Raw genomic sequence first — 16,093 nt, forward strand, 5'->3', positions numbered from 1 at the left:
GGGCCATTTCAATGCTAAAATTTTTCCCCACACAGGGTTATTTACTGCCGGAGCATCATGGGTCCTCATTATCTCAGTCGTTTTTTCTCACCCCGATCGGTCGCGATTGTCGGCGCCTCGGAGCGCCCGGACAGTGTCGGACACCGGCTATTGCTGAACATGCAGGAGGCGGGGTTCAAAGGTAGCATTTTTCCGGTCAACCTGAAACACGAAACCTTGCTCGGCTACAAGGTTTACCGCGACATCAATTCGATTCCGGAAGATCTCGAACTGGCCGTGATCGCGGTCCCCGCGGCCGCCGTACCGGCCGTCATGCGGCAATGCGGAGACAAAGGCGTCAGTTGCGCGATCATCATCAGCGCCGGCTTTGGCGAACTGGGCGCGGAAGGCAAGCGCCTGCAGGATGAAATTCTGGACATTGCGCACCGCTACGGCATCCGGATAATCGGCCCGAATTGCCTCGGCGTGATACGCCCGAGCGGCCATATTAATGCGACCTTCGGCGAGGGCCCGGTCAAGGACGGCAATCTGGCGCTGTTGTCGCAATCGGGCGCGGTCTGCACCGCGATTCTGGATTGGGCGCAGGCGAACGACATCGGCTTTTCGACAGTCGTGTCGATGGGCGGCGCGGCCGACATCGATTTCGGCGAAGTGCTGGATTATCTGGCGCTGGACACGAAAACCACCGGCATCCTGATGTATGTCGAAGGCATCCGCGACGCGCGCCGCTTTTTAAGCGGCCTCCGAGTCGCGGCACGTCTGAAGCCGGTGATTCTGATCAAATCCGGCCGCCATGAAGCGGGCTGCAAGGCCGCGATGTCGCATACCGGCGCGATGGTCGGCGGCGACGATGTGTTCGATGCGGCGATCGAGCGGGCCGGCGTGGTCAGGGTTTACAGCATCGCGGAACTGTTCTCGGCCGCGCGCATCCTGGCCAATAATTATCTGGTCAAACAGGCGCGCCTGGCGATCATCACCAACGCCGGCGGACCCGGCGTGATGAGCACCGACCGGGCCGGCGATGTCGGCGTAATCATGGCCGAACTTAGCCCTGCGAGTCTCGACGCCTTGAATCAGGCGCTGCCGGCGCACTGGTCGCACGGCAATCCTATCGACATCCTCGGCGATGCGACCGCCGAGCGCTATCAGAAGGCGCTCGAAGTCTGTTTGCAGGATCCGAATGTGGACGGCGTGCTGGTGATTCTGACGCCGCAGGCGATGACGCATCCGACGCAAATCGCGCACTGCGTGATCGAGGCGGCCAAAACCTGCAGCAAGCCGGTGCTGGCTTCCTGGACCGGCGGCGCGAAGGTCAAGGAGGGCAGGGCGCTGTTTGAAAACAGCCGGGTCGCGCATTTTGACACGCCCGAAGTCGCGGTCGATGCGTTTTCGTTTCTCGCGAAATATCACAACAATCAGATCCTGCTCAAGCAGATTCCTTCAGTTTCCGAGGAACTGCGCGCGCCGGATGTGGAAGGCGCGCGCCTGATCATCGAGCGGGTCCTGTCCGAAGGGCGTCAGGTGCTGACCACTCAGGAATCGAAGGCGATTCTGGCCGCGTTCCATATTCCGGTTACCCAAACGATCAAGGTCTCCAACGCGAAGGACGCGATGATCGCGGCCGAGTCGATGGGCTTCCCGGTGGTATTGAAGGTGAACATGGCCGAGTTCAGCCATAAAACCGACATCGGCGGCGTCAGGCTGAACATCCGCAGTGTGCAGGAAGTGTCGCACCTTTATGCCGAAATGGAAGCGGCGATCCGCAAGAAGCATCCGGAAGTCAGCGACATCGTGATGACGGTCGAGCCGATGTACGGTTCGCGCAGCGGGCGCGAATTGATGCTCGGCGTGATTCGCGATCCGGTGTTTGGTCCGGCGATCAGTTTCGGACTGGGCGGCACCCTGGTTGAAATCTTACGCGACAAGGCGGTCGCGCTGCCGCCGTTGAATGCCTACATGGCCGAGCAAATCATTGCGAAAACGAAGGCCGCAAAATATCTGGGCGCATTCCGGCAATTGCCGCCGGCGCACAGCAAAGCCCTGGTCGAAGTCTTGTTGAATATTTCGGTGATGGTCAGCGAACTACCGGAAATCCTCGAACTCGACATCAATCCGTTGATCGCGGACGAAAACGGGGTGATGGCCGTCGATGCCCGAATCAAGGCGCAACTCTCGCACCAGCTGATGCCGTATGCGCACATGGCGATTCATCCTTATCCGCATGAATGGGTCGAGCATTACCAGCTGGCCAACGGCATGGGCATCACGATCCGGCCGATTCGTCCGGAAGATGGCGATCTGGAAAAAGATTTCGTGCACCGCCTGTCCGGACGCAGCAAATATTTCCGTTTCATGCAGGCGTTGCAGGAACTGACGCCGGAGATGATCGTGCGCTTCACGCAGATCGACTACGACAGAGAAATGGCGTTTATCGCGGTTTCCGCGCAAGACACCCCGTCGAAGGAATACGGCGTCGGCCGCTACATCGTAAATCCGGACGGCCAGTCGGTCGAGTTTGCCTTGGTCGTATCCGATGACTCCCAGTGCCTGGGCATCGGCACCCGCCTGATGAAAACCCTGATGCGCACCGCTAAATTCAAAGGCATTGCGTTTATCGAAGGCGAGGTTTTAACCGTGAACCAGCCGATGCTGTCGTTCGTCAGCAAACTCGGCTTCAGCATCGAAAAAATTCCCGGTGATAGCGAAGTCGTGCGCGTGATCAAGGACTTAAGGCAGTAGACGGATTGTAAGGTAGGAAGCTGCCGTCCTCCCTCTCCAAGCGAGGAGAGGGCCGGGGTGAGGTTGATAACAATCAGATTGCTTTGATGATGTGGAGGCCTTTGATGCCTCCACCCACTTTGCTTGTTGGGTTTTACTTCAAAACGACCGAATAGCCCTTGTCAAAAGTCGGAATATGCTGATCCAGCCAGCTTTTGACCATTTGGCCGACTTCTTCGGTGACTTCGGCTTGTCCCGCATGAAACTTTTTCTGTAAATCCGCGCAGATGTTGACCAGCGCATCATGCTCCGCCTTATGCGGGGCAAATCCCGCATAACCTGCCGCCGTCATTTCTTTTTCCTCATGCGCAAAATGATCGACCACATACGCGATCAAATCATCCAGCTGCGAACCCACTGCTGAACGCTCGGCGCCCCCCGTCGCCAGGTCGTACAGTTTGTTCAACTTGCCGAACAAAATTTGGTGTTCTTCGTCAGCAAAACCCACGTTGGTGCCAAATTGGGCAGCTGTCCAGGTAATTAAAGCCATGATACTTCTCCTCTGTTTTTGTTATTATTAACCGCACAAATATTATGGTTTTGTTGGAGGAGAAAAGCAACACATTTTTTATGGTTTTTATCCGAAGGAAGATTATCGCGTAAATTGGTCCGAGACGAATCCTGTTTATTTGCAGGGAGAGCTCGGCAGCGGTTAATTCAGCTTGTTTGTAAGTTTTGGCTCCAGCAGGTTGCATAACGTATGTAAATTCAATGGTTTGACCAGGTGATGATCGAAACCCGCCTCCTGCGAACGGGCTAAGTCCTCCGCCCTACCATAGCCGCTTAATGCTATCAGCAGCAGATCGCCCCCGTTGGGCAGGCGCCTGATGCATTGAGCCACTTGATAGCCATTCTCTCCGGGCATTCCGATGTCCAGCAGCACCACATCGGGATGGAATGCGTCGATCAGCGTGATGGCTTGCTCACCAGAATCAGCCATCTTGACCTCGTAGCCATTCAGCTCCAGAAGGAGGGCTGTACTCATCCTTACGTCGGAATCATCGTCCACCACCAGCACCCGCATGCCTGCGTTAGGCGATGGCGTTGGTGTCTCGGAGACAGGAACGGTAGTCGCTTTGACAATCGTCGGTAACCGGATGCTGAAAGTGGAGCCAAGTCCAGCGCCAGGGCTTGATGCCGTTACTTGTCCGCCGTGTAGCTCCACTAGTTGCTTGACCAGAGTAAGACCTATGCCTAGTCCACCCTGAGATCGATCCAGGGTACGCATACCCTGTTGGAACATGTCGAAAATAGTCGGCAATAGTTCCGGCGAGATGCCAGTGCCGTTGTCCCGCACCCGGATCTCAACTTCGGCCCCGAGCCGTTGGGCATTAACCTCGATTTGACCTTTTTCCAGAGAGTATTTGCTAGCATTGTCGAGGAGGTTAAGTAACACTTGAGATAGGCGTACGGAATCACCCTCCAACAGTATCGGTTGTTCAGGCAGGCAAACATCGAGATGTTGTTGTTTGGCCAAGATGAAGCCGCGTGCCGTCTCCAAGACGGCCTTAATCACTTCTACAAGGTCTATCCGTTCTTTCTTCAGTGAAATTTTGCCACGCGCGATACGGGAAACATCCAGTAGATCGTCCACCAGGTGCGTGAGGTGCTTCACTTGCCGCTTAATAATTTCGGTCGCCCAGCTGAGCTGCGGATCTTCCAGATTAAGCCTATCCAAGATATGGGCTGCATTGTTAATGGGGGTCAGCGGGTTTCTCAGTTCGTGAGCCAGCATGGCGAGGAATTCGTCCTTACGTTGGTTAGCCTCGCGCAGGGCGGCTTTGACCTGTTTGCTAGCGGAGATATCACGGCTTACGGTGGCGAAACCCACTGGCTCTCCGGTGCTGTCTTTAATAGTGAACACGTTGTAGAGCATCCAGATTCCGGCGCCGCTCTTGAAATGGCGGAACCTGATTTCCACATCGGCGTGACCCTCGCGTACAACGCGCGGGAAGAATTCACCAAGGATGAAGCGCTGATCTTCGGGGAAGAAAAATTCCTGGACCGGCGTTCGAACAGCCTGCTCCAGGCTGTCGAGGCCGACCAGGCGCATGCCGGCTTCGTTGATGTAGAATGGAATGAAATTCATGTCGGACATGCCGATGAACTCCATGCTGTTGTCGGCCAGCGAAACAAATTTTTGCCGTTCCAGCTCAATGTGCTTGCGTTCGGTAATGTCGCGCAGGGCGATGACGTAGCCGGGTTGGCCGTCCCATTCCAGCGGCGTGGAACGCATTTCTGCCCAGGCGAGTCCGTTGGGACGGATCAGATTAATGTCCTGATAGCTATTTTTATCAGGATTGACTGGAATCGCCAGCGATTGACCGACTATCGGGCTGCGTGCCAGCAGTTTTTCGGCAGCTTGGTTGGCATAGAGCACAACGCCCTGGCTATCTACCACCAAAACGCCGTCGGTGATAGTGCCGAGAATCAGGTCGAGCTTGGAACGATGAGTGGCCATAGTCGATAAGTTTGCTTAAACGATGATGGTTTGTACGCCGACTCCTTTAGCTTCGGTGGTAATGGCGGCGATGACTGAAGGCACTCGCGACAGGTCGCCGAGCAGTTTCAGCACGGGTTCCGGCACATCGCGCACCAGCATCGGCGTCGCAAACACGTCTTTTTCAAGCGCTTTTTCCGGCATGCCCAATACTTCGACGACATCCAGAACCCAGTGTCCGGGATCGTAAAGTTTGGCGAGCGCAACGGTAATCTGTTCGACCAGTCGGCGGGTTTCGCTGTTCAACGATACCACGTACAGGGTTAGAGCCAGTTTGTGCGGCGTTGCGCGCCGCTCTTCCTGAGGAGGGGCGTTACGGACAATCCGGGCGATATTACGAATTTGGTCGGAAGACAGCGGCTTGCTGGCCAGTTCGAACTCAATCCCTTCCTCATGTATCACTTTCAGTTGGTCCATGTATTCGGTGGCAAAGGCGGTGACGATATAAATGTTCAGCGTTTCGTCAATGGCTTTCAGACGGCGCAAGGTTTCGACGCCATCAATGCCGGGCATGCGCAGGTCGAGAAAAATCAGATCGGGACGTTCGGCGCGGGCCAATTCGATGCCTTGCAAACCGTTCTCGGCTTCCAGAACAGAGAAGTTGTCATCTTCCAGAATCAGCTTGAAAGCACTGCGTACCGCAGGATCGTCGTCTATTACCAGAATTTTTCTTACCATAGCGTGTCTCTTGTGTATTGGGATTTAAATGCTCAAGCACGGGGAAATCTTAGCCGCAAACAGAGCCGCCGTGTGCAAGTCGTGTGTATTGGGGATTTGAATGCTCAAACGTGGGGAAATCGTAGCCGCATACAGCTGCCGTGTGCAAGTCGTATGCATTGGGAGATTTGAATGCTCAAACGTGGGGGAATCGTAATCGCATACAGCAGCCGTGTCCATGTACACTCTCTGCCTGTATATTGCCCCCGACATCCTGAACCAGACGGCGGATAACCGACAAGCCCAGACCGGTACCTTTTCCGGGAGGCTTGGTGGTAAAAAACGGATCGAAAATTTTGGGTTGTACATCTTGCGGGATGCCGGGACCGTTATCGGTTACGCTCAATTCTAACATACCCTCGATAGGGCTAACGATGATTTTGATTTGTGGTTGCCGGATGTCGGCTAGCGCGTCGCGGGCGTTAAGGATTAGATTGACCAGAATTTGCTGCAGACTGTCGGCGCTACAGCGGATGGCCGGCAGATCGTCGGCGGCATCGACCTCGACAGCTATGCTGTCTTTGGTCAATTCGCCTTCCAGCAGCAACAGAGTTTGCTTGATTATCTCCGCGGGCTTGCAGTTGCCGTTTGGGGTCGACCGGGTGTGGACGAATACCAGCATGTTGCTGACAATCTTCTTGATGCGGTGAATTTGCTGTAGCGCCTGATCGAGAATTTCCTTTGATTTTTCATCCGGACTTCTGCCTGCGGCGAATTCGACAAAATTCATCACTCCCATCAGCGGGTTGTTGATCTCATGCGCCACACCGCCCACCAGCGTCCCCAATGCCGAAAGTTTTTCCATCTGCAGCATGTGTTCCTGGTTTTCTTGGAGTTTTATGTAGGCCAGTCGGGTTTGTTCCAGGAGACGGGCGTTTTCTAAGGAAATCGCAGCCTGGGCGGTCAATAGCTCGGTCATATCGGTTTTTTCGGCAGTAAATACACCGGCAGACAGCCGATTCTCCAGATAGAGCAGGCCGATGAGCTCGTTTTGTTTGATGATCGGCAGGCATAGCACTGAACGCAGCCTGAGTGCCTGCACTTCCGGGGTATTTTGAAACTCGCCTTCGGTCATCGCATCATGCAGTAACACTTTTTTACGCGTGCGCAGCACGTAATTGACGATGGCGCGGCTGATGCTGCTGCGGGTCTGGTTAAGGCTGAGAGACTGACGGTTAATGATATGTTTTTTGCCGACATGGCTTTCGGCCGCGACCCGCAGTTCATCCGCCTCCTTGATCAACAGGTAGCCGTGCTGAGCCCCCGAGCTTTCCAGCACGACGCTCATGATTTTTTGCATGAGCCGATTCAGATCGACTTCCGCCGACAAGGCCAGCGCCGATTTCATCAGATAATTGAAGTCAAGATTCGGCAGAGTCGCCGGCGTGTCGTGGGCAACGGTCTTTTCAGCGCGAACTGCATTATCAGGGGCAGTGTAAGGGTGACGTTGCTGCAACAGTGCATTTTTGCGATCGGCGCGGCACGCCCGGTATACGTGCCGTGCCGCACCGTAATACAGTTCGGCATCGCCTAGATTTCCGACTGCCACCACCTCGGCCAATGCTTCATATAAATGACCGGTGAGCAGGACGTAGTTTTGTGCCTGGGCGATCGCGATAGCATCCAAATACAAGGTACGGGCGTCGCGCATTTGGTTTTGAGCGCGGGCGATCTCGGCATGAATAAAGGCCAGAAAGGGTTTCAGCAGCGGTCCAAGACGGGCCCAAGTTTCCAGTTCGGCCAAGAGCGGCGCGATTTCCGCTTCCAGCGCCGGCCAGTCGGCACCCTCCGGCCAACGCAGGCGATTGACGATACGGAAGACATACCAGAGGCGTTTCAGTACGTTATCGGTCAGACCGTGCAGATAGCGTTCCACCGTTTGCAAAGACACGGCCGCCGCCGCGTAATCGCCCAGATAATGCTGAGTGAAACCCAGCAGGGCAAAATAACTGCCGGAAGCGGCGACATAATTGTCGGCTTCCCAGCGTACCAGAGTTTCGGTCATATCCACCGGCTGGTAATCGGGTTTCATCGGTGCCACCCAGCCGGTCAGCACGGCTTCGGCAAGGCCGACCGAAAAAGACAGCTGGTTCTTGCGAGAGAAGTGCAGGCATTCTTCGGCAGCTTCTTCAACCAGACGCAGATTTTTGCCCTGTACCTGCAAATTCCACATCAACGGTCCGTAGGACAGGCCGGCGTTATATAAATCGCCGCAATTCTTGCCGCACTGTATGGCTTTGTGGCAGTAATCGACGATCTCGGCCGGATGACTGCGCGAATGCATATTGCACCAGACAATGCCGTTCATGCCTCGGGTCGCACCGAAGGTATTGGGGTGTTTTGCACAGAGGTCGTGGGCCAGATCCTGGTACAGAAATGCCGGCTCGAACTTGCCCTGCTCGCCGAGGTTGAGGCCCATGATCGAGAACGAATAAATCACGGATTCATCCATGCCGCCCTGCAGGCAATGCAAGGTAGATTGCGCCGCTGACAGATACAGCTGCGGCACCAGTCCGGACATATAGAGGTCGGGGATTAGCTCGCTGTAGAATGCCAGCTCGATCTTGCTTTTGCGGTCCTGGGTAAAAGGCATATGCAAAATAGTCGACCAGACATTTCCTTGCTGTTCGATTTCCGCCATTAAAGACAACATCTGCCGTTTGGCTATCTCGGGTTGTTCGGGAATCGACTTGTCGAAATAGGCAAGGCCGCGGTTGGCGGTAGCGATGGCCTTGTTGAAGTTGCCGAATGAAGACAATGACGTGGTCTGTTCCGCCAGGGCTTCGGCTTTGTCCAGATCGCTGACGGCGTGTTCGATGAGATAATTGAGCAGCACTTCCGATCTTTCGTAACGGCCACACATCAGCTCGGTCTTGGCCAGACGCTGGTAAATGCGAAAAGTCAGATCGTAAGCCTGTTGCCAGCAATCGTCCGGCAGATAGTCGTGGGCTTTCTGAAAAAAATCTTTGGCGGCATCGCCGGCTAGGGCATCCAGTGCCTTGTTGCCGGCATGGAAGTTGATATTGACCAGCCGATACGCCAGTTCCTGATCCATGTCCGCCGGACGGCCCAGATTGAGGTGGGCAGCAATGGTAAACAGGTTGTCAAGGGTTTCCAGATGGGTTCCTGCCGGCACCGACTGCAGCAGCCGGTTGCCGATGCGCCAGTGGATCGCAGGCTTGGCTTGGGAGTCGACCTGGCGCAGCACCGCTTCCTGAACCCGGTCGTGGACGAACTGCAGATCGGATTTGTTTTCCAGCAGCATGCCCAGGTTCAGTACCGGCTTCAAATCTTCAAACAGTTGTTCGATGCGGATATCCAGCACCAGCGCCACATCTTCGACACGGAAACGGTTGCCCATGCAGGCGCAGTGATCGAGGATATGCAGGGTTTTGAAGGGCAGCTTGCCCACCTTGGAACTGAACAATTCCACCACCGAGGTCGGCATCTGCGTGTCGCGAATCCGCTTGATGTCCCAGTGCCAGTGATGTTCGTCGTCGGTATTCAGCAATTCCTCGTTATACAGCCAGGCCAGGCTTTCGCTGACGAACAGCGGGTTGCCTTCGGTGAGATGGGCGATAAATTCTGCCAGATTGGCCGTGGCCTCCAGCGAGGAATCGAGGATGTAGGCCACCATCTCGTGACAGTCGGCGTCGGTCAGGGCCTCTACGCGAACTTCCGCGAACGGGCTGTCGGTTTCCTGAATCCTGCGGATCAGCTTACTGAGCGGATGGCTGTTGTCGACTTCATTATGCCGATAGGCGCCCATGAAAAATAGGAAGGGATGCTCATGATGGTTGTCGAACAGATTTTGCAGAAAATCGAAGGTTGCGCTGTCGCACCATTGCAGGTCATCGATAAACAGCACCAGCGGATTGTCCTCGCTGGCCAGACAGGCCAGAAATCGGCCGAACAAGTTATTAAAACGGTTGCGGGCTTCCACCGGCGGCAGATGCGGCACTTCCGGCTGGCGGCCGATGATGAATTCCAGTTCCGGCAACACATCGATGATGACGCTGCCGTTGTTTTCCACGACGTCGAGTATTTTGGCCCGCCACTGCTGAACCTGACTATCGCTTTCGGTCAAAAAGATGCAGATCAGATTGCGCAGGGCCTGAATCAGAGAACTGTAGGGGATGTTTTTCTGGTATTGGTCGAATTTGCCGGAGGTGAAGTAGCCGCGATTTTTGACGAGGGGTTTTTGCAACTCTTGAATGAGCCGGGTTTTGCCGATGCCGGACAGACCGGAAATAAATACCGAGCGAAATTTGCCGCTGATGACCTCATTGTATTGTTGTTGTATCAGCTGGCTTTCGGCCTGACGGCCCACCATTTTCGAAATAAAGATGACCCGGCGGCTACGATCGTGCTGACCGACTGTAAATGCCGATACGCTGCCCGTGTCGGCGTATTCTTGCCGGCATCGGGTCAAGTCAGCCAGCAACCCCGCCGTGCTCTGATAACGCTTCTCCGGCTGCTTGACGGTGAGTTTGGCAATAATATCGGCCAAGGCTTGGGGAATCTGCGGCTTGAGCTGATTGACTTTAGGCGTTTCCTCGGCCAGGTGCGAGTGAATCAGTTCCAGCGGATCGTTGGAAAAAAACGGTAGCCGGCCGGTCAGTAATTCATAGAATACTATCCCTAATGAATACAAATCGGTGGAAAAATCGACTCTATAGTTGATGCGGCCAGTCTGTTCCGGGGAGGTGTAGGCCAAGGTATGGCGTACAAATTCCGGGTCGTAGATAAAATGGCTGACATCACGAATGTCGAGCGGGGTGATGAAATCGGTCAGCCGCAGGGTCAGTGTCCCCGGTTGTAGCAGAATGTTGTGGGGCTTGATGCCGCCGTGGGTAATGCCGGCATCGTGTACCGCTTGCAGCGTATCGGCCAGTGTGCAGGCCAGCGTAAAAAAATCGTTGAGATCGAGTTTGTCTTGCTGTTTCGTCCAACAGTTCAGCGGTTGTCCGGCAAACCAGGGCTGAACGATAAAGTGCTGGTCGCCATAGGACTCCAGGGCGATCGGAGTAGAAACCCGCGGATCGTGCAGCACTTTTAGGCGTTCAATTTTCTGGCGCAGATGTCGGGACTGGTCGTCCCAGCTTGACAGCAGTTTCAGCAGTTTGATGATCAACGGTTGGTCAGGGACGTGTTTGTGGTAACCCTTGAATACCACGGCCTGCAAGCTTTCTCCCAGTTTTTCGGTAACGATGAATTTGCCCAGTTTAGGCGCGCCCTGCAGTTGATTTTCTTTTGTTGTGATATCAATCAATTGAGATGTGCTCTGTCGAACGTAGGCTGATGCCGGGCATGGTAAAGTAAATTTCAGGCCAAAACCAGAGGATTTGCGAGGAGGTCTTAATTAAGGAATGAGATTAAACAAACGTCAGAAATGTTTCATAGGCTTTGCGAAGTAGCGATCCGGCGGACGCCGGATTCAATTGCGTCAATAATATCATTGCATTCAATGATATTTTTCTCATTCGCCAAAATAAAGTCAGCCAACGCCGTAATTGCGAGCCAATTCGGCCGCTCACTGACAAAATTGAATGCCGCCAGAAATAACTCAGTCATTTTCCTTGCCCTCAATTCATCACTGTCGATAAAGCACTCAAGATACTCGTTGACAATCTCCAAATCGGATGAGCCGCCATAATACTGCAGGGCATTGACATGCACCAGTTCCGGGGTAATGGGTTCGTTGTCACGCAGTGCGACATATCTCGCTTCGGCTAAAGGCCCAGCGAGTAGATTGATGATATCGGCTTCGAAGGCATGTTGATAAGTATGCTTTTGTGCAGTAGAAAAATCTTTGGTGGCCTCATCAAGCGATGAGGGTAGGGTATGAATTAAGCGACCGCCTTCTACTTTAGCGCTATAGTGATCAGAGGGTTTGCCTAAAAATTCGGATGCTTTAACTCCATTATTCAACGGATTGATAAAAATCTGAAAACAAACCGGCGGCAGTCCTTTTTGTTGGTTGCCAAGATAAATAGCGGCTGCATGTCCTGCTTCATGGACAGCTATTTTCCTGCTAACTTCTTGAGAGGCTAGCTTGGTGGTATTTTTTAAATTGTGGTCACGGTTCATCGAGTATCAAATTAATAAAGTATACGGCTGAAACAGCTGCCTGTATTATCAAAGGGAAAGATAAAGCAAGGTAAGTAATGAGTGATGTTTCAGAGCAAAATAAGGAGTCGGATAAAGTCTTGCGAATTAACTAATCCCTGGCGCGGTCTTGTTACTCAATGACTGAAGGTGTACAGGTATATTAAACTCTTCAGAATTTTAAGTTGCTGGCTTTAAGCCGCAACCGCTTTGCATAGCTTTTGCGGCTTTAGCAGATGTAGCCTTTGCGAATCGGCTTTCTTCACTTCCAGTGGGGTAACGTTTAAAGTGGCAACAGACGATATCTCGGCTGATCTTGTCAAAACGAGTTCCCTTTCCTTATGCATCCACGCGAGGGCTTCTTGCGCCTCCTTGCGTAATTTGAACGGTCCATGAAATGCAGCGTGATCGTTAAATCGCCTTGCCCGAATGTGTTCCGGCCAGTTGACGACATAATAGCCGGGCGCCAAGGCCTGACCATGGCTGGTGCAATACTTTCGCTGATAAGACTCCGCATCGACGAGCCAGAAATCACGTATCACTGCGACAGTCTCGAAAATATCATAATCCGCATCCATTGAGTAGTTCCCCTTGTAATAGAATGAATAAAAACCGGATGTAACCTATACAGGATGATCCACATCACAGGAAAAGCAACTCGAGGCATCCCCCTACCTAGCTAAGAAGTGTATTCGACCTTAACGATCAGCCAGCTCCTTTTTTGGGCACGGTTGGGGCGAGTGAGCTTCGCCATTGGGGTAAATTAAAACGTATATCAGTGAAAGATGAAATACGTGCGTGCGCGTACGTAGGATCACGTATTCAATACCAGCAAAGGGAATAGGGTTCATTCCTACATTGGCCGGTACACATACAAGTGGATGGGTCAGGTTGGAAAATTGCTGGCTTCGCACAGGCGAGCCAGTTCCAGGGGATTCGTTGTGCCTGTTTTTTTTAAGATCCGTGCACGGTGAATTTCGACGGTACGATAGCTGATGCCGAGTTGACGGGCGATTTCCTTATTGGAATGGCCCGCCACAACCCAAGACATGATTTCCATTTCGCGTGAGGTAAGACCGTATAGGCGCATACAGAGAGCTTGTTCCGCCAGAGTCTGTTCGGATATTTGTGTTTCGTGCTGCAGCACTGCCTGTATCCGTTCGATCAACAGGTTCCTTGGCACCGGCTTCGTCAGAAAATCGACCGCTCCGGCCTTGATTGCGCGGACCGTCATGGGTATATCGCCATAAGCGGTGAAGAAAATAATCGGCAAATGTATCTTGCGGCGGATGAGTTCGGCTTGCAATTCGTGACCGTTCAAGCCCGGCAAGTTGAAGTCGAGCAGCAGGCAGCCGGGATTGCCCGGGCAATAGTTTTGCAGAAAGTCCTCGGCGCTCTCGTTCAGTTCCCCTCTTTGAAAAAGAGGGGCTAGGGGAGATTTTTTAAATAAATCCCCCTCTATCCCCCTCTATCCCCCTTTTTCAAAGGGGGAGGTGAACACTTACTCCTCGGCGCTCTCGAAAGTCTGGTAAGCAAAACCTGCGGTTTCCATAACCAGCCCAAGACTATGGCGTATTACATATTCGTCATCGACAATAAAAACACAGAATTGAGTGCTCATATCACGAAGGGTAAGGTAAAGTGGACACTGATGCCGTTACCGGCGTTTTGTTCAGCCCACATTTTTCCTCCGTGAGCTTCGATCAAGGCGTGGCTGATAGCAAGGTCCATGCCTAAACCTTGGGGTTTGATCGTGTAGAAGGGTTGGAACATGGTTTTCAAGGTGGCGATGTCCGTCACACATTTTCCGCCGTCGCGCACCGTCACCTGCACCATGGCCGGCGTGTCATCGGTGCTACGCGTTGTTATGGTGATCGTTCCGGCGCTTAATCCACTTTCTTGCATGGACTCCAGACCGTTGCGCAACAAGTTGACCAGCACCATTTCGATTTGCAGACTATTGGCTCTGATCGGCGGCAAGGCCGCGGCGAGATTCAGTTCTATGCTAAAAGCCCCTAAATGTCCGTCCGCCTTGACTAGCTCGAGTGCTTCCTGGGCCAAATGATTGATATCTATCGACTCACTGAGGGTCTCGTCTTTATGCAATACCGTCATTAATTGCCGTATAACGCCCCCGGCACGCTGCGCTTGCTGGGCGCAAATTTCCATAAGAGGAGAGAGCTTTTCCGGATTCTGGTTGCCGGATCGCAGCATATGTAATGCCACTTCGGAATAAGATGAGATCGCAGCCAGTGGCTGGTGCAGTTCGTGAGCTATGGCTGCCGCCGTCTGGGTGACAACACATAAGCGGACGGATTGCTCCATCTTATCGCGCCGATCTCTCAATTCCTTTTGCTTCTTGTAGTCGGTAATGTCTAAATTTATTCCCAGCATACGATAAGGACGGTTATTGGGGTCACGCAACAATCCGCCACGAGAGTGAATCCAGCGGTACAAGCCATCCTTGTGACGCAGACGGAACTCCAATTCGAAGACCGGCAGAAGGCCGGCGATATAGTTCTCTGTTGCCGCCAAGACCAATGCCCGGTCGTCGGGATGCAAGCGGGATTCCCATTCTTCCCAGCGGTTGAGCAATTCGTCCTCATCAAAGCCGATTTGCCGCTTCCATTCAGGCGATAAGTAGACGGTGCCCGTATTCAGATCCCAATCCCAATAACCCGCTTTCACCTCTTCGACGACAAGCGTGAGCCGCTTCTGGGCAGTGCGCAATTCTTCCTCGGCTATTCGGCGTGCCGTGATATCCTCGCAGGAAATAATAATGCCGCCGATCTTTCCTTCCTGGTTTGTCCAGGGATAAGCCGCCCAACGCAACCAATGCCGGCTTCCGTCTGCTTGGATCCATAAGTCGTCGTCGTTTTTCAGAAACTCCCCGGCTTGTGCTTTAACATGAATCTCTCTCCACTCGGCGGAGATATCCGGATTAACCCAATAATGGTTATGCCCTGTCAGATCATCGTACCCCCGTCCAAACTCTTCGATCCAGCGTCGGCTGGTGACCAGATAATTCATCTCACGGTCGAACATCGCAATGCTGAGTGGTGCCTGCTCGATGAAAGTCCGAAGCTGAGCCTGGCTCTTCGTTAACGAGTCTTCGAATCGTTTCAGCTCCGTAACATCCCGCAGGATGGCGGTAAACGATTTCTCGCCATTTATCTCGCACTGGGAAATGGTCGCCTCGACAGGGAACTCTTTGCCATTGGCGCGCAGGCCCGAAATAGAAGCCGACTCGCCCATTTTACGGCTGGTGACGCCGAAACTCCCGAAAGCGCGAATATGCGCGTCATGGGCGGGGCGAAAGCGTTCGGGAATAAATCGTTCGATAGATTCCCCGATGGCTTCCTCCGCCGTACAACCGAACATTTTTTCCGCCGCCGCGTTGAATAGAGTCATACGTTGATCGGCATCGATAGTGATAATCGCATCTAAAGCCGACTCGACAATCCCGGCATAGCGCTGCCGGCTTTCCTGTAGCGCCGCAGTTGACCTCCGATGGAAGTTGGTTGTGACGATCATAACGGCAGACACAAAGCAAAAGCCTGCGTTTAAAATAAAAACAGCGTAAGGCCCAATCCTGGCCGGAAACAAAACAAGCGCATTAACTGCAATCAAGGATAAAGCCATCGCGAGAATACCCGGATTCAGTCCTAGCCAGAAAGCGGTCTGGATAATCGCGAAAAAAAATAACAAGAATGCTGCCCGTTCGCCGATCACCGGAATAGTGTGGGTCGCCATAGCGGCGATCGCGACTGCCAGCACTGCCAATCCGTAGCGCAACAAATAAGGTTGCTCGTCAAAATAAAGGATAATCGATTGAGTTTTGAATCGCGTAAAGTTCATCCGCTATTGCCGTCAATGCTTAAAATGTTCCAAAGAAATCATGAAATATAAGCAATATGATAAAAGATTCAACTATTAATTCCGCAATGCAAGATAAAACAGAATGGTTAATCCGATACGGTCATTGGATTG

9 protein-coding genes are annotated in these 16,093 nt (G+C 53.1%); 1 reads left to right on the forward strand and 8 read right to left on the reverse strand.

The window, feature by feature from the left end; all coding sequences use genetic code 11:
• Nucleotides 1-57 precede the first annotated feature (57 nt).
• The gene (locus METLA_RS0102605) at nucleotides 58-2,739 is read left to right on the forward strand and encodes a bifunctional acetate--CoA ligase family protein/GNAT family N-acetyltransferase (protein WP_024297071.1); all 2,682 of its coding nucleotides are present in this window, start codon (nucleotides 58-60) and stop codon (nucleotides 2,737-2,739) included.
• Nucleotides 2,740-2,872: 133 nt separating this feature from the next.
• Here METLA_RS0102605 and METLA_RS0102610 read toward each other — a convergent pair whose 3' ends face one another.
• The 8 genes from METLA_RS0102610 to METLA_RS21235 all read right to left on the reverse strand — a co-directional run bounded on the left by METLA_RS0102610 (nucleotide 2,873) and on the right by METLA_RS21235 (nucleotide 15,961).
• Nucleotides 2,873-3,268 carry a bacteriohemerythrin gene (locus tag METLA_RS0102610; RefSeq protein WP_024297072.1) on the reverse strand — a complete coding sequence of 132 codons (396 nt, stop codon included), beginning with the start codon at nucleotides 3,266-3,268 and terminating at the stop codon, nucleotides 2,873-2,875.
• Nucleotides 3,269-3,430: 162 nt separating this feature from the next.
• A complete protein-coding gene (locus METLA_RS0102615; protein ID WP_024297073.1) occupies nucleotides 3,431-5,239 on the reverse strand; it encodes a hybrid sensor histidine kinase/response regulator in 1,809 nt (602 codons plus the stop codon).
• Nucleotides 5,240-5,254: 15 nt separating this feature from the next.
• The gene (locus tag METLA_RS0102620; RefSeq protein WP_024297074.1) at nucleotides 5,255-5,956 is read right to left on the reverse strand and encodes a response regulator; all 702 of its coding nucleotides are present in this window, start codon (nucleotides 5,954-5,956) and stop codon (nucleotides 5,255-5,257) included.
• 175 nt (nucleotides 5,957-6,131) lie between these two features.
• Nucleotides 6,132-11,267, reverse strand: a complete 5,136-nt coding sequence (locus METLA_RS0102625) for an AAA family ATPase (RefSeq protein ID WP_024297075.1) — start codon at nucleotides 11,265-11,267, stop codon at nucleotides 6,132-6,134.
• 125 nt (nucleotides 11,268-11,392) lie between these two features.
• Entirely contained in the window at nucleotides 11,393-12,085 is a 693-nt protein-coding gene (locus METLA_RS0102630) for a hypothetical protein (protein WP_024297076.1), read from the reverse strand.
• A gap of 212 nt (nucleotides 12,086-12,297) precedes the next feature.
• Nucleotides 12,298-12,681: a hypothetical protein gene (locus METLA_RS0102635; protein ID WP_024297077.1), complete on the reverse strand. Its 384-nt coding sequence runs from the start codon at nucleotides 12,679-12,681 to the stop codon at nucleotides 12,298-12,300.
• A 308-nt stretch (nucleotides 12,682-12,989) separates the two neighbouring features.
• Nucleotides 12,990-13,565 carry a response regulator gene (locus tag METLA_RS0102640; RefSeq protein WP_084480044.1) on the reverse strand — a complete coding sequence of 192 codons (576 nt, stop codon included), beginning with the start codon at nucleotides 13,563-13,565 and terminating at the stop codon, nucleotides 12,990-12,992.
• 155 nt (nucleotides 13,566-13,720) lie between these two features.
• Nucleotides 13,721-15,961 carry a PAS domain S-box protein gene (locus tag METLA_RS21235; protein ID WP_024297078.1) on the reverse strand — a complete coding sequence of 747 codons (2,241 nt, stop codon included), beginning with the start codon at nucleotides 15,959-15,961 and terminating at the stop codon, nucleotides 13,721-13,723.
• Nucleotides 15,962-16,093: the final 132 nt, after the last annotated feature.

The sequence above is a fragment of the Methylomicrobium lacus LW14 genome (assembly GCF_000527095.1).
GTDB classification, from domain to species: domain Bacteria; phylum Pseudomonadota; class Gammaproteobacteria; order Methylococcales; family Methylomonadaceae; genus Methylomicrobium; species Methylomicrobium lacus.

Bases quoted from the DNA above. Each gene is read 5' to 3' on its own strand.
- METLA_RS0102605 (WP_024297071.1), top strand. From the start codon at position 58: ATGGGTCCTCATTATCTCAGTCGTTTTTTCTCACCCCGATCGGTCGCG.
- METLA_RS0102610 (WP_024297072.1), bottom strand. From the start codon at position 3,268: ATGGCTTTAATTACCTGGACAGCTGCCCAATTTGGCACCAACGTGGGT.
- METLA_RS0102615 (WP_024297073.1), bottom strand. From the start codon at position 5,239: ATGGCCACTCATCGTTCCAAGCTCGACCTGATTCTCGGCACTATCACC.
- METLA_RS0102620 (WP_024297074.1), bottom strand. From the start codon at position 5,956: ATGGTAAGAAAAATTCTGGTAATAGACGACGATCCTGCGGTACGCAGT.
- METLA_RS0102630 (WP_024297076.1), bottom strand. From the start codon at position 12,085: ATGAACCGTGACCACAATTTAAAAAATACCACCAAGCTAGCCTCTCAA.
- METLA_RS0102635 (WP_024297077.1), bottom strand. From the start codon at position 12,681: ATGGATGCGGATTATGATATTTTCGAGACTGTCGCAGTGATACGTGAT.
- METLA_RS21235 (WP_024297078.1), bottom strand. From the start codon at position 15,961: ATGAACTTTACGCGATTCAAAACTCAATCGATTATCCTTTATTTTGAC.